Below are 14,328 nucleotides of genomic sequence, written 5' to 3'. Positions count from 1 at the left end.
CCGAGCCTCGCGGCGATGCGGTCGATCTGCCGCTCGATGGCGAAGAGGCTCTGCGGCGCGCCAAAGCCCCGGAAGGCGCCGTTGGGAGGCGTGTTCGTCGCCACGGCCCTGCCCCGGATCGAGATGTCGGCGATCCTGTAGGCCCCTGCGGCGTGGAGAATCGAACGCGAGAGAACGACCGGGCTCAGCGTCGCGTAGGCTCCGCCGTCGAGGACGATGTCGATCTCGGCCGCGGCGATCGTCCCGTCGCGGCGGACGCCGGTCCTGTGCCGGATGAGCGACGGGTGCCTTTTCGTCGTGCAGCGGATGTCCTCCGAGCGCTCGTAGATCATCCGGACCGGACGTCCGGCCCGGAGCGCGAGGAGGGAGGCGTGGAGCGCGAGGACGGAGGGGAAGTCCTCCTTGCCGCCGAACGCCCCGCCCGTGGCCGCCTGTCGAACGATCAGGCTCTCCGGCGCGATCCCCAGAGCCATCGCGAGGGCGTTGTGGACGTAGTAGGGGCACTGCAGCGAGCCGATCGTCTCGACTCCTCCGTCGGGGCGCGGCATCGCGATCATCCCGTTCGGCTCGATGTAGAGATGCTCCTGATGTCCCGTTCTGTAGACGCCCTCGATGACGAGGTCGGCTTCCCTCATCCGCTCGGCGGGATTCCCGTCTCGGATGCCGTACTCGGCGATGACGTTGTCATCGCCCCAGATGATCCGATCGCCGCGCAGGGCTTCTTCCATGGTCAGCACGGGGGGGAGCGGATCGATCTCGACATGGATCGCGCGCAGCGCCGCGGCGAGCGTCTCCCGGTCGGGCGCCGCGGCGAGGGCGACAGGCTCTCCGACGAAGCGGACATCTCCGGCGGCGAGGATGCGATGATCGTCCTTGATCATCGAGACGACATTCGGTCCGGGAAGGTCGCCGGCGGTGACGACGACCGCGCAAGACCAGTCGAAGGCGGGATCGAGAGAGATCGCCCTGATCTTGCCTCTCGGCGCCTCGGACCGGACCGTCCCGCCGAACCATCCCCCCGGAGTCTCGATGTCATCCACGAAGAGGGCGCGCCCCGAGACCTTGTCCCCGGCATCGACGCGCGCGGGGGAGGATCCCACGATCTCCGAGCCCTGCGCGCGCATCGGCGATTCCATGGCCGCCCTATTGCTCGAAGAGAGGCAGGTGCCGGAACCCCTCCACGTCGGCGAGGCCGAGATCGGTCAGCTTGAGGGAGGGGATGACCGGCAGGGCGAGGAACGAGAGCGCGGTGAAGGGATCCGGATTCGTGCAGCCGGTCTCCCGCGCGGCGTCGAGGAGGTTGGACATCATCGCCCTGACTTCGTCCAGCGGCCGGTCGGACATCAGTCCGCCGATCGGCAGCGGGAGGGAGGCGCGGACCTCCCCATCGATCGCGATCAGGACGCCTCCCTCGAGGTCGCTGATCGTCCGAATGGCAAGCTCCATATCGGCGTCGTCGACTCCGAGGCAGATGATATTGTGCGCGTCGTGGGCGACGGAAGAAGCGATGGCGCCTCTCTTGAGCCCGAAGCCGGCGATGAAGCCCAGGCCGACGTTCCCGGTCGCCCTGTGCCTCTCGACCACGGCGAGCTTGGCGATGTCGCGCTGGGGATTGGCGACGGCCATGCCGTCGCGGACGTCGATCTCGAGAAGAGTCCTGCCGGTCGTGAGCTGGCCGGGCTGATAGACGATCGCATGAACCCTCTTGGCCTCGGCCGGGATGCCGAGCCCCTTCCAGGCGGCCCAGTTCACGTTCATGCTGGCGCGCAGCGGCGTCGCCGGAGCGGCCGGGATCTCCGCCAGCATCCGGCCGTTCCCGGCCACGAGCCTTCCTCTGTGATAGACCTGGGTCACCCTGAAGCCCTTCAGATCCTCAAGGACGGCGAAGTCGGCGTAGTAGCGCGGGGCGATCCCCCCGATGTGGCTGGTCCCGAAGTACTTCGCCGGATTCAGCGTGACCATCTGGATGGCGGTGATGGGATCGATTCCGCACGCAACCGCGCGGCGCAGGAGGCAATCGATGTGCCCCTCGTCGGCGAGCTCCACGGGGTGCTTGTCATCGGTGATGAGGCTCATCCGGACGTGCGACAGCTCGCGGACGAGCGGGGCGAGGGTCTCGAGGTTCCTGGCAGTCGATCCTTCGCGGACCATCACGTGCATCCCGAGGCGGAGCTTCTCGCGCGCCTCCTCGACGGAGACGCTCTCGTGATCCGATTTCATCCCGGCGAGGATGTAGGCGTTCAGATCCTTTCCGCGCAGTCCCGGGCAATGCCCGTCAATCCTCTTCCCTTCCGTGGCGAGAAGCTTGTCGAGGGTCGCCTGCTCGCCGTCGAGCACCGAGGGCCAGTTCATCACCTCGCCCAGGCCAAGGACATTCTCCTCGTTGACGAAGTAGTGGATCTCCCGGGCGGACAGGGCCGCGCCCGACGTCTCGAGCGGACTCGAGGGGACGCAGGAGGGGATCATGAAGTAGATCGTCATCGGCAGGCCGAGGGACTGCTCGATCATGTAGTTGATCCCTTCGAGCCCCAGGACATTGGCCAGCTCGTGGGGATCGGCGATCACCGTCGTGGTCCCGTGCGGAATCACGGCCCGCGCGAACTCGGCGGGGGCGAGCATCGAGCTCTCGATGTGGATGTGCCCCTCGACGAAGCCGGGGGCTAGGTAGGCGCCGGAGAGGTCGACCTCCCGCTTCCCGCGATAGTCGCCGATCCCGACGACCTTGTCCCCGGCGACCGCCACGGTCCCCGGATGGATGTCGCCCGAGAAGACGTTGATGATCCTGGCGTTCTTGAGGACGAGGTCCGCCGGCTCCAGGCCGCGGGCGACGCGGATGATCCGCTTCAGCCCCTCGCGGATCGCGAGATCGGCTTCGGTTTTGATCCTGACCCCCTTCCCCGGGCGCGCCCCGGACGCCTAGCGCAGGATCCGGAAGTAGCGCCTCTTTCCGAGCCGGATCAGCGTCTCTTCGCCGCCGTCCCAGGCCGCTGAAGGATCGCGGACCGGCTGCTGATCGATGTAGAAGCCGCCCTGCTGGATGAGCCGCCGCAGCTCGCTCTTGCTCGACGCGAGCTTGAGGGCGACGAGGATGTCCACCCAAGGCGTTCCCTCGGCCGCTCCCGGAGGCAGATGCACTTCCTCGATCGCGTCGGGCGCCGACTTCTCCTGCACGACCTGGCGGAAGTGCTCCGCGGCCTTCGCGGCGGCCTCCGCCCCGTGGTAGATGGCGACGAGATGAGCCGCCAGGTCCTTCTTCACGTCCATCGGATTGGTTCCCTTGGTCGCGAGGCGGGCCTTCGCGGCGTCGATCTCCGCCGGCTTCATCGCGGTCGCCAGGTCGAGGAAATCGGCGATGAACTCGTCGGCGATCCGCATCGTCTTGCCGTACATCTCCTCCGGCGCGTCGTTGATCTGGATCGCGTTGCCGTAGGACTTCGACATCTTCCGTCCGTCGGTGCCCATCAGGAGCGGAAGGGTCAGCATGACGTGCGGCCGCTGTCCCTGTCGCTCCTGGATCCAGCGTCCCGCCAGGAGATTGAAGTGCTGGTCGTATCCGCCCACCTGCACGTCGCACGCGAGCGCATAGGCGTCATACCCCTGCATGAGCGCATAGAGCGTCTCGTGCAGGCGGAGCGACTCTCCCCGCTCCATGCGATCGCGGAAGTCCCGGCGGCTGACGATCCACTTGAGTGGAAAGAGGGCGGCCAGGTTGATGATGTCGGCGAATGTGAGCTTGGCCAGCCACTCGCCGTTGTAGCGGATCTCCGTGCGGTCGGGATCGAGGAGGCGGAAGGCCTGCTGCGCGTAGGACCGTCCGAGCGCGAGAGCCTCCTCGTGCGTGAACCGCTTCCTCTCCATCGCCTGATCCGAAGGATCGCCGATGGTCGCGGTGTAGTCCCCGATGAGGAAGACGACCTGATGGCCCAGCTCCTGGAACTGCCGCAGCTTCTGAACCGGGACGAAGTGGCCGACGTGGAGGTTGGTGGAGGTCGGATCGACGCCCAGGTAGACCCGCAACGGGCAGCCCTCCTTCAGCCGTTCCCGCAGCTCGAGCGTCATCTGCTCGCGGAGGGAGCGTCCCTCTGCCCCCACTTCGACCGATCTCGCGGCGGCGTCCGCCCCTTCCACCTCGTCGGCGAAGAGCGTCCCCCGCATGAGAATCGCGATCTGTTCGCCAATCGGCATCATTGTTGACCCCTGCCGGACGCTGTTCCCTTGCCCTGGTCACCGAGCCCGACGAGCGGTCTCGGCCCTCGAAAGACCATCGGTTAGATGAGCGTGGTCATTGAGTTTCCCATGCGTCCGAGCCCCGGGTCAAACACTCTTCCGCGCGCGGGCCCGCGCGGGTCTTCGCCCGTGCTTGCGAGGCCGCTCATTGTTGCCCGACAGGGGCATCCGCTCTATTCTGGCCGCGGATGATCCCCCGATGGCGCGTGCGACGGCAATGACGGATCCCGCGCGGGATGGCGGGCGGCGGGCGGACGCGGGCCGGATCGGCCTCGCGACCGCGGCCGCCGGGGCCTGCCTGTTCGCCGCCTTCTCGCCCGTCTCCATCGTCGCCTACCAGGTCGGCTGGGGGCTGTCGCTGATCGGGCTCCTCCTCGCCTACGCGTCGGGTAGAGTCCGGTTTCGCCGGACCCCGCTCGATCTTCCCTGGCTCCTCTTCGCCGGGGCGCAGATCGCATCCGTCCTCTTCTCGACCGACAGCGGGCACAGCCTGCGTAGACTGCGGGGGGAGTGGATCCTCCTCTTCTTCCCGGTCTTTCTCCAGGCCATCCGAGATTCGCGCATCGCGAGGCGCGCCCTGGGAATCTTGATGATCAGCTCCTGCCTCGCGTGCGCCTACGCGTTCTGGCAGATCCTCGCGGGGCGGGATCTCGTGCGGAGCCGGCTTCTCGAGCCGATCGGAGGCCTTCACATCGCCACGGGGTTCTTCGGCCACCATCTCACATACGGGGGGCACGTCCTGATCACCGGGACGATCGCCATGGCCCTTCTATTCGGCGCGGCCCCGCCGCGGAGACGCCTCCTTCGCGCGGGCGTCCTGCTGCTCCAGATCGCCGGCATCGCGGCGAGCTTCGCGCGCACGGCATGGGCGGGTTTCCTCGCCGCGATCGCGGCCGCGGCTCTTCTTCGCAGGGGGAGAGGGCGCTGGGCGGCGCTCGCGCTCGGCCTCTTTGTGATCGTCGGACTTCTCGCCGTCCCGGCCGTACGCCAGCGGATCCAGGCGGTCGGCGATTTCGGAGACGATCCGAGGATGCGTCTCTGGGCGACCTCCGTGCGCATCTGGCTCGACCACCCGATCATCGGATCGGGCCTGGGGACCTTCCGAACGCAGTTTCCGCACTACAGAGTGCCCGGCGCCTATCTGTCCACCGCCCATCCCCACAACGACATCCTCAACATCATGGTGAACGCGGGGATCGTCGGCCTGGCGGCCTTCGCCTTCTTTTGGATCCGGTTCTTTCGGTGGGTCGGCTCCGTTCGCGGGAGGCTCCCGGAAAGCGACCCGAGGCGGCCCCTTCTCACCGCGGGCATGCTGGTCGCGATCGCGGTCCTAGTCGGAGGACTCGGACAGTGCTTCCTCACGGACGAGGAAGTGGGGACGCTGGTCTGGTTCACGATGGCGGCCACCGCGGCGATCGCGCGCGAGGTGCGCGATGAAGGTTGAGCGCGCGCTAAAGAAGGGGCTCATCCGCCTCGCGCCGGTCCTCTTTCCGCCTCGCGCCGGCGAGCGTCCTCCCAGGCGGATCCTGCTCGTCCGCGTCGACGACCGGCTGGGGAATCTGATTCTCCTCACACCGGCCCTCAGCTGGCTGCGCGGCGTTCGTCCCGATCTCCGCATCGAACTGCTCCTGAGCAAGACCTTCGCGTCGATCTTCGAGGCCGACCGGAGGATCGACCGGCTGATTGTTGTCGACAAGGAGAGGCAGAAGCGCCTCTTTCCGGTCTTCTTCCGCGATCTCGACAGGATCGGCGCGATGGACTACGACGCGGCGATCGAGTGCAGCAACCGCGACACCTTCTCTTTCAGCAGCGCCCTCTACGCGAGCGCCACGCGCGCCCCCAGGAGGATCGGCTTCGGCAATCCGCTGGCTGCCGCCTACCTGAGCGAGGCGGTCACTTTCTCCGAGGCAGGCCACGCCGGGCGGGACCCGCTCATCCTCGCGGCGGTGCTCCTCGGAGTCGAGCCGCCGGCCCTCGAGGAATGGCCTCTCTCGCTGAAGCTCCCGGAGCCGGATGCTGCCTGGTCGGCTGCCCTCGACGCGCTGCCGGGAAGCGGCGGCCGGATCGTCGGTCTGTTTGTCGGGGGAAGGGGCGCGAAGCGATGGCCGCTCGATCGCTTCGTCGACCTCGCGGCCCGGCTGCTCGACGCCGGGTGCCATCCCTGGATCTTCAGGGGGCCGAGGGAGCCGGATGTGGAGCAGAGATTCGCTCGCCTCAAGGGGCGGGGGCTCGCGCTCGTTCCGCCTGCGCCCATCGTGCGGATCGGCCAGGCCTTCGAGCGATGCTCCTGCGTCGTGGCCCCGGACAGCGGGCCCATGCACTTCGCCTCGGCGCTCGGCGTGCCGACCCTCGCCCTCTTCCAGACTTCGGACGCGGAACGCTACCGCCCGCTGGGTCCGCGCGATCGCTTCATCGATGCGCGGGGGGGAATCCTCGAGATGGAGCGTGTCGCGGAGGAGACGATCAGCGTCCTCGGCGGATGACATCGCGGGGCGGACTCATCGAGGTCTGGACTCCATCCTGCCCCTGAGCTCCGCTTCGAGCCTCGCGATCATTCCGTCCAGAGAGAACTCGGTCGCGATCCTCTCTCGCGCAGCCGATCCTAGAGCCTCGCGCCGCGCGGGGGAGCGCAGCAAGCCGATCGCCTCACTGGCCATGGCGCCGACATCATCGAGCGGCACCACGATGCCGTAGCGGCCGTCCGGGATGAGATCCCGGACGCCGCCCACGTCGAAGGCGACGACTGCGCGGCCGGCGAGCATCGCCTCCTGCACCGCGTTGGGCAGCCCTTCCTTCTTCGACGTCAAGAGGACCAGATCGCAGATCGACAAGAGGGGCATGACATCGCGATGGAATCCCAGGAAGCGGACATTGTCGGCGAGCCCGAGCCGGTCGACGCGCCGCGCGAGTTCCGCGCGCAACGGGCCGTCGCCCACGATCAGGAAGACCGCGTCGGGGATCGCCACCGCGATTGCCGCCGCCGCGTCGAGGAAGCGGTCGTGCTGCTTCTGCCCGACGAGGCGGCCGAAGATCCCGACGATCGGCCGTCCTTCCGGGATGGAGTGCCGCTCAAGCGTCTCGGTCCGTCCGAAGCGGATCGGTTGCGCGGCGTCGATCCCGTTGTGGATGACCGTGATGAACGCCTCGTCCATCCAGCCGTAGGCGAGGTAGCGCCCCTTGATGGCGGCTGTGTTCGTGATGATTCCCGAGACGAGATGCCGGTAGATGAGACGATGTCGCCCGCTGTTCGGGACGATGGGGAGGCCGTTTCGCGCGATCACGATCGCCGATGTGCCGAGCCGCGCGGCCAGGCCCGCCAGCCGGACGTCTTTGTTGAAGTTCGCGATGACGACATCGATCCGGGCCCTTGTCAGGATTCCGCGCAGCCGCCAGATCGTCACGGGATCGAAGTCCCCGCGGATCGCGAGCGGGACGGTCTCGATCCGCGCCTCGGCACAGCGGCGCAGGAGCGTCGATCCCGGCCGCCCGCAGAAGAGGATCGCGTGATCCCGGGCGCGAAGGCCGAGGGCGGCGGTGAGCATCCACTTCTCGCCCCCTCCCCAGACGCCCGCGCCGATGCTGTTCAGGAAGAGGATGTTCATGCCTGAGCGGCCGCGGTCACTCGGTCTCGAGAAGCTGCAGCTCATAGAACTGCCGGTAGCGGCCGCAGCGCGCGAGGAGCTCTTGATGCGGGCCCTCGTCGACGATCCTCCCCTCGTCGAGAACGACGATCTTGTCGGCGCGGATGACGGAGGAGAGCCGATGGGCGATGATGAGGACGGTTCTGTCCTTCATCAGATTCTCGATCGCCTCCTGGATCAGGCTCTCCGACTCGGAGTCGAGCGAGGAGGTCGCCTCGTCGAAGACGAGGACCGGCGGGTCCTTGAAGAGAGCGCGCGCGATCGAGAGCCTCTGCCGCTCGCCGCCCGAGAGGCGCATCCCCCGCTCGCCGATCAGCGTCTCGTACCCCGCGGGGAGCCTGGAGATGAAGTCGTGCGCGTTGGCCAGCCGGGCCGACCGCTCGAGAAGCTCGGCGTCCGGGACCGCGGCCCCGCACGCGATGTTGCTCGCCACCGTGTCGTTGAAGAGGATGACGTCCTGGCCCACGATCCCCATCAGGTCGCGCAGGCTCTTGAGCTTCAGATCGCGGACGTCCACTCCATCGATCAAGACCCGTCCGCCGTGCACGTCGTAGAAACGCGGCAAGAGGTGCACAAGGGTGGTCTTTCCCGCGCCGCTGCTTCCGACGAGGGCGACCCGCTGGTTCTTGCGGATTTCGAGGTTGATTCCATCGAGGACGAGTGGATCGTCCGGCTCGTAGCGGAAAGAGACATTCTCGTATGCGATCCCGCGCTCGAAGCCTCGCTTCTCGACGGCGCCGGGCCGGTCGGCGATGGTGACCGGCGTGTCGATGATCTCGAAGACCCTTGCCCCCGAAGCGAGGGCGATCTGCACGTTGTTGTTGAGCTCCGCGAGACTCTTGATCGGCTGCATGACCGAGAAGAGGATCACGAGGAAGCGGATGAAGTCCTCCGGATCGAGCAGTTCGCCCCGCAGGACGAGGCGGCCTCCCGCCCAGAGGACGCAGACGAGGATCCCCACGCCGAGCGTCTCCGAGAGGGGCGAGGAGAGGCGGTGCAGCCGCACCTGCTTTAAGACCGCGCGGAAGTGATCCGAGACCTTCCCGCCGAACTTCGCCGCCGTGTAAGGCTCCATCGAGAAGGCCTTCACGACCCGCACGCCCGTGATGCTCTCCTGCAGGACCGAAGTCATCTCCGCGATCCGCTCCTGGACCCGCCGGCTCTTTCTCTTGAGGCTCTGCCCGATCCTCTGGATCAGGATTCCGCTCAGGGGAATGACGACGAGGGCGAGAAGCGTGAGTTGCCAGCTTATGCTGAAGAGGAGCACGACGAAGACGATGATCACGATCGGGTCGCGGATGACCTTTGTGAAGCTCCGGTTCAGCGCGACGTTCAGCGAGTTGACGTCGTTGATGACCCGGGACATGAGATTGCCGCTCGGGTACTTCGCGAAGAACCCGAGGGGAAGACGGATCATGTGGTCATGGACCCGCTCCCGCAGGTCCTTGATCACCTTCTGCTCGACGAAGCTCACGGTGTAGGCCTCCGCGAAGGCGAAGAAGTTCTTGAGCAGGAAGGCCGCGAAGATCAGAAGGCAGAGGAGCTTCAACGTCTCGAACGGGCTGTCGTGCCGGATCAGCTCCTCAGTCCGATCCTTGAGCCACGCATTGAGGTTCATGAGGCCGAAGGAAGCGGACGGATCGTCGAGCGCCGCGGCGGGGGCGCCCGCGGACGGCGAGGCCGCGCGGAAGAGCGTGTTGATGAAGGGGGCGACCAGCCAGACGGAGAGGGCGTTGAAGACGACGAAGAAGACGTTGAAGACGAGGATCAGGGCGATGGAGCGGCCGTACGGGCGGAGGAAGGAGAGGATCCTCAGGTAGAGCGCGAGATCTCCTTGAGCGGGCGGCCGCCCTGAGGAGGATTCGCCCGCCTTCGATCCCGCCGCGCTGGAGGCCGTCTCTTCCAAACCGCTCCTCGCGGGCGCCGAAACGCCCGGCGCCCTATCCCTTGATGACGCCCAGGGGACGCAGCCGGGCGACCTTCCGGCTGATGCCGGCGCGATCCATCACGTCGACGACGCGCTCGACATTCTTGTAGGCGCCCGTCATCTCCTCCGCCAGTGTGCCCCTTCCCTTGGCCATCACCGTGATCCCCCCGTCCGCCAGCTCACGGACGAGGTCGCGCTTGCCGAATCGCGCCCTCGCCGCGGTCCGGCTGAGGACGCGGCCCGCCCCGTGGCAGGTGCTCCCGAACGTCTCCCCGAGGGATCTCTCGGTGCCGACGCAAATGTAGCTCTCGGTCCCCATGTCGCCCGGGATGATCACCGGCTGCCCGTGCGGCCAGCGTCCCTCCTGTCCGCGCGGAAGATGGGCGCGCGTGGCCCCCTTCCGATGCACGCAGAGCCGGCGCAGCTTCCCCTCGACCTCATGCCACTCGATCTTCGCGACATTGTGGGATACATCATAGAGGAGGCGCAGGCCGATGTCCCCGCGGGATCGGCCCATCCCATCGATCAGCGCTTTCTCCGCGAGGTGCTGGATCGTCTGGCGATTGGCCCAGGCGAAGTTGGCCGCGCATGCCATCGCCGCCAGATAGGCGCGCCCCTCCTCCGAGGCGACGGGAGCGCAGGCGAGCTGGCGATCGGGGAGCTGGATGCCGTGCTTCTGCATGGCCCGGCCCAGGGTCCTCAGGTAGTCGTCGCAGATCTGATAGCCGAATCCCCTCGACCCCGTATGGATCAGAATGGCGATCTGGTTCTCCTCGATCCCGAAGGAGCGGGCGACCTCGGGATTGAAGATCCGATCCACGACATCGATCTCGGCGAAGTGATTGCCCGATCCGAGCGTCCCGATCTGCTCCAGACCGCGCTCCACGGCGCGCTCGCTGACCGCGTCCGGGTCGGCGCCCTCGATGCGCCCGTCATCTTCGATGTTCTTCGTCTGGCCGGGATCGCCGTATCCCTTCTCGATCGCCCATCGCGCCCCGAGGCGCATCACGGCCTGAAGCTCCTTCTTCGACACGCTGGGGATCGCCCCCTCCGAACCGACCCCGCATGGGATGTTGGAGAAGAGCCGGGCGACGAGCTTGTCGATCCTCGGCCGGACCTCGTCCACCGTGAGGCGCGTCGGGCAGAGGCGGATACCGCAGTTGATGTCGTATCCGACCCCTCCCGGCGAGACGACGCCGCCCTGCTCCGGGTCGGTGGCCGCCACTCCGCCGATCGGGAATCCGTAGCCCCAGTGGACATCGGGCATGGCCAGGGAGTAGCCCACGATCCCCGGGAGGTGGGCGACGTTTCGAACCTGCGCGAGGCCGCCCTCCCCCTCGATCTCGCTCAGTAGCTTCTCGTCGGCGTAGATGCGCCCAGCGACGCGCATCCCGCCGCTCCTCGGGATCTCGAAGAGGGTGTCGCTGACCTTTCGAAGCTCTATCGATCCGCCGTCCTTCATCCCTACAAAGCTCCTCTCGAAGAGACCGGGCGCTCAGACATCGAAGATGATGACCGTCTCGAACCTCTCGCAGCCGTCGGCTCCCCGCGTCCGCTCGATCCTCAGATCGTGGTAGGTCGCGGCCTTGATGTCCATCCTCGGGGCGTGCCGCTCGCGATCGATCGGCTCCCCAAGAAGAGTCGCCTCCACCCCATCGGAACCCGCCCGCGCCACACGGAACTCCGACGCGACGAAGCGGCCGACCTCGTGGAGATAGAGGATCTCCTGGAGCCAGCCCACGAGGACCTCCTCGAGATCGCCGGCGGGGACCGCCACGCGCCTCTCCTCTCGCTGGCGGATCCGCCCGGAATCGACCAGAAGATTGGTCATCCCAATTGCCGCCTGCGCGAAGAGATCCTCCAGCGTGGGCCCCCAGGCGCGGAGTCCGATGTCCGCCGTGTGGTCCACCGGCTCGAAGCCGCGGGGCCGGTCCCTGGATGCGCTCGAATTCATCGCGAGGCGAGGATCCTCTCGGAGCCGCGCCGCGGTCAAGCCGATCGAGCCGCATGCAAGCCGTCGCGAGGACGAATTAGGAAGTCTAATGCAAGACAACGCGCGCCATCATCGACTCTGCTGATTGACTAAGCCAGCAACTGATTGATGCACAATATCATACGAGATAGTTTGGCCCTTGGGGCCACCCCAGGAACAGGCTCTTCAAACTAGGCAGTTTACTGGACTTTCTGGTCAAGTTTGGTGTTCCATACACGGTTGCTCAAGGCCGAGGCCGAACTTCGGACGGAGGGTTCAAGCGCCATCGGATGGCGGCCCGCGGGTCCATCAGAAGGGAGAATCGAACATGGCAGAGAAGAAGATCATAGCGGTTGTCGGCGCGACCGGCGCGCAGGGCGGCAGCCTGGTGCGCGCCATCCAGGCCGATCCGAACAGCGGGTTCGCCGCCCGCGCCCTTACACGGGATGTGAACTCGGCGAAGGCGAAGGAGTTGGCCCGTCTCGGAGCCGAGGTCGTCGCCGCCGACGTAGATGACATCGACAGCCTGAAGAGGGCCTTCGCGGGAGCCTACGGCGCCTATTGCGTCACCTTCTTCTGGGAGCATTTCTCTCCCGAGAGGGAGATGGCCCAGGTGAAGGCGATGGCGGAGGCCGCGAAGCATGCCGGCCTCAAGCACGTCGTCTGGTCGACTCTCGAGGACACGCGACGGTGGGTTCCGCTCGAGGACGATCGGATGCCCACGCTCATGGGCAAGTACAAGGTTCCCCACTTCGACGCCAAGGGGGAGGCCAATCGGTTCTTCGCGGACATGGGCGTCCCCACGACTTTCCTGCTGACCTCGTTCTACTGGGAGAACTTCATCCAGTTCGGGATGGGTCCGAAGCGCGGTCCGGACGGGAAGCTCGTCCTGACCCTGCCGATGGGCGACAAGAAGCTGCCCGGGATCGCCACCGAGGACATCGGCAAGTGCGCCTATGCGCTCTTCAAGCGGGGCGCCGAGTTCGTCGGCCGGACGGTCGGCATCGCCGGCGCGCACCTGAGTGGGGCGGAGATGGCGGCGTCGCTCACACAGGCCTTGGGGCAGGAGGTTCGCTACGCCGACATGTCGCCCGATGTCTACCGGAGCCTGGGGTTCCCCGGAGCCGAGGATCTCGGCAACATGTTCCAGTTCAAGAGGGACTTCAACGAGGTCTTCTGCGGCGCGCGGAAGCTCGATCTGCCCCGCGCCCTGAATCCATCGCTCAGGACGTTCGATGCCTGGCTCGCCCAGAACAAGGGCGGCATTCCCGTGGAGTAGGACTCTGACGACATTCCAGAAAGGAGCAGTTCCAATGGTTCGACGCATTCTCTACGGACAATGAGATGAGGGACAATCACCTCCGCGCCGGCGACTTCTTCGACGCGGAGACCCATCCGAAGCTCGTCTTCAAGAGCACGAAGGTCGGGAAGCTCGCCGATGGCCGTCTCGAGGTTCTGGGAGATCTCACTATGCGCGGCGTGACGAAGCCGGTCACGCTGACTGTCGATCTGCTGGGCTTCGGTCCGGGCATGGACGGCAAGACCCGCGGCGGTTTCCACGCTACGGGAAAGCTGAACCGAAAGGACTTCGGCGTGAGCTGGAACAAGACGCTCGATGCGGGCGGGCTCGTCCTGGGCGACGAGGTGATGATCGACCTGATGATCGAGGGAGTTCAGCAGTAGTTAGGGGAGTCGATCTCCTCGGATCTGATCGCGGATCCGATCATGGGACCCCGACCTGTCTCCTCGCCCCGCTATGTTCGCGTTCGCGGCGCGGGGCGAGGAGACAGGCCGGGGTCCATCGAAACCGCCGGGCCGGCTTGACGGAAGCGGCGACGCCTACAAGGCGCATCAGCTCGGCCCGGGGGTGACCCCGGAGCCAGCCTACTCCTTCTCCGCCCCCACCTGCTGGCTCAGGTAGTTCGCCATGCCGATCTGCTCGATGAGGGAGAGTTGGGTCTCGATGAAGTCGAGATGCCTCTCCTCGTCGCCCAGGATCTTCTGGAGCAGATCGCGGGATCCGTTGTCCCCGACCTGGGCGCAGAGGGCGATTCCCTTGTTGAGGCGGACGATCGCGTCCTTCTCGAGCTTGAGGTCGTTCGCGAACATCGCATCGACCGTACTGCCGATCTTGATCTCGAAGTAGCGGCTCATATTGGGCATCCCATCGAGAAAAAGAATCCTCTCGATGAGCCAGTCGGCGTGCTTCATCTCGTCGATCGATTCCGTACGGATCGCCTTGTAGAGAATCTCGTAGCCGTAGTTCTCGCACAGCTCGGCGTGGAGAAAGTACTGGTTGATCGCGGTCAGCTCCGCCGTCAGAGCCTCGTTGAGCAACTTGATGACTTTCGGATCGCCCTTCATGATCTCTTCCTGCTCCTCCCCTTCGGTTTGGCCATGGTCCAAGAGCGCCACAGGAGATCCCGGCACTTCGGTCCCCGCATGTCTACCCGAGCGGACTCGGTGGGAGAAGACCCGTCCGGTTGTGGCGCGGCCCGGCCTGCGCTACCCTAAAAAAGGGGTGCCGGACTCCTCCGGCAGGGAGGCACGTCGTGGCGGCG

At 66.4% G+C, this 14,328-nt stretch carries 12 protein-coding genes; 4 read left to right on the top strand and 8 right to left on the bottom strand.

The features are described from left to right. The 3 genes from FJY88_07330 to FJY88_07320 all read right to left on the bottom strand — a co-directional run. The coding region (locus FJY88_07330) for a xanthine dehydrogenase family protein (GenBank protein MBM3287147.1) at window positions 1-1,136 on the bottom strand (1,136 nt) is incomplete at its 3' end. A gap of 7 nt (window positions 1,137-1,143) precedes the next feature. Continuing rightward, window positions 1,144-2,859: an adenine deaminase gene (gene ade, locus FJY88_07325; protein MBM3287146.1), complete on the bottom strand. Its 1,716-nt coding sequence runs from the start codon at window positions 2,857-2,859 to the stop codon at window positions 1,144-1,146. Between the two features lie 57 nt (window positions 2,860-2,916). Next, window positions 2,917-4,188 carry a tyrosine--tRNA ligase gene (locus FJY88_07320; GenBank protein MBM3287145.1) on the bottom strand — a complete coding sequence of 424 codons (1,272 nt, stop codon included), beginning with the start codon at window positions 4,186-4,188 and terminating at the stop codon, window positions 2,917-2,919. A gap of 238 nt (window positions 4,189-4,426) precedes the next feature. Here FJY88_07320 and FJY88_07315 point away from each other — a divergent pair, with 238 nt between their 5' ends. Continuing rightward, window positions 4,427-5,671, top strand: a complete 1,245-nt coding sequence (locus tag FJY88_07315) for an O-antigen ligase family protein (GenBank protein MBM3287144.1) — start codon at window positions 4,427-4,429, stop codon at window positions 5,669-5,671. After that, a complete protein-coding gene (locus FJY88_07310) occupies window positions 5,661-6,710 on the top strand; it encodes a glycosyltransferase family 9 protein (GenBank protein ID MBM3287143.1) in 1,050 nt (349 codons plus the stop codon). The genes FJY88_07315 and FJY88_07310 overlap by 11 nt, the downstream gene beginning before the upstream one ends. Window positions 6,711-6,725: 15 nt before the next feature. Here the strand turns inward: FJY88_07310 and FJY88_07305 are convergent, their stop codons facing one another. Genes FJY88_07305 through FJY88_07290 form a run of 4 tightly spaced genes read right to left on the bottom strand, consistent with a single transcriptional unit; the run spans window position 6,726 to window position 11,749 of the window. Beyond that, entirely contained in the window at window positions 6,726-7,874 is a 1,149-nt protein-coding gene (locus FJY88_07305) for a glycosyltransferase (GenBank protein ID MBM3287142.1), read from the bottom strand. Beyond that, a complete protein-coding gene (locus tag FJY88_07300; GenBank protein ID MBM3287141.1) occupies window positions 7,846-9,774 on the bottom strand; it encodes an ABC transporter ATP-binding protein in 1,929 nt (642 codons plus the stop codon). Before FJY88_07300 ends, FJY88_07305 begins: the two co-directional genes overlap by 29 nt. A gap of 34 nt (window positions 9,775-9,808) precedes the next feature. Continuing rightward, window positions 9,809-11,257: an RtcB family protein gene (locus FJY88_07295; protein MBM3287140.1), complete on the bottom strand. Its 1,449-nt coding sequence runs from the start codon at window positions 11,255-11,257 to the stop codon at window positions 9,809-9,811. Between the two features lie 33 nt (window positions 11,258-11,290). Beyond that, complete coding sequence (locus FJY88_07290; GenBank protein ID MBM3287139.1) at window positions 11,291-11,749, bottom strand: archease; 459 nt, start codon at window positions 11,747-11,749, stop codon at window positions 11,291-11,293. Between the two features lie 346 nt (window positions 11,750-12,095). Here FJY88_07290 and FJY88_07285 point away from each other — a divergent pair, with 346 nt between their 5' ends. Then, window positions 12,096-13,046, top strand: a complete 951-nt coding sequence (locus FJY88_07285; GenBank protein MBM3287138.1) for an NmrA/HSCARG family protein — start codon at window positions 12,096-12,098, stop codon at window positions 13,044-13,046. A 65-nt stretch (window positions 13,047-13,111) separates the two neighbouring features. Next, window positions 13,112-13,450 (top strand): YceI family protein, encoded by a 339-nt coding sequence (locus FJY88_07280; GenBank protein MBM3287137.1) that lies wholly within the window; start codon window positions 13,112-13,114, stop codon window positions 13,448-13,450. 201 nt (window positions 13,451-13,651) lie between these two features. Here FJY88_07280 and bfr read toward each other — a convergent pair whose 3' ends face one another. Continuing rightward, entirely contained in the window at window positions 13,652-14,131 is a 480-nt protein-coding gene (gene bfr / locus FJY88_07275; protein ID MBM3287136.1) for a bacterioferritin, read from the bottom strand. Between the last annotated feature and the right edge of the window lie 197 nt (window positions 14,132-14,328).

The organism is Candidatus Eisenbacteria bacterium (genome assembly GCA_016867495.1).
GTDB lineage: Bacteria > Eisenbacteria > RBG-16-71-46 > CAIMUX01 > VGJL01 > VGJL01.
The sequence above is the reverse complement of the archived record's forward strand: the minus strand, read 5'-3'. Positions and strand labels throughout refer to the sequence as shown.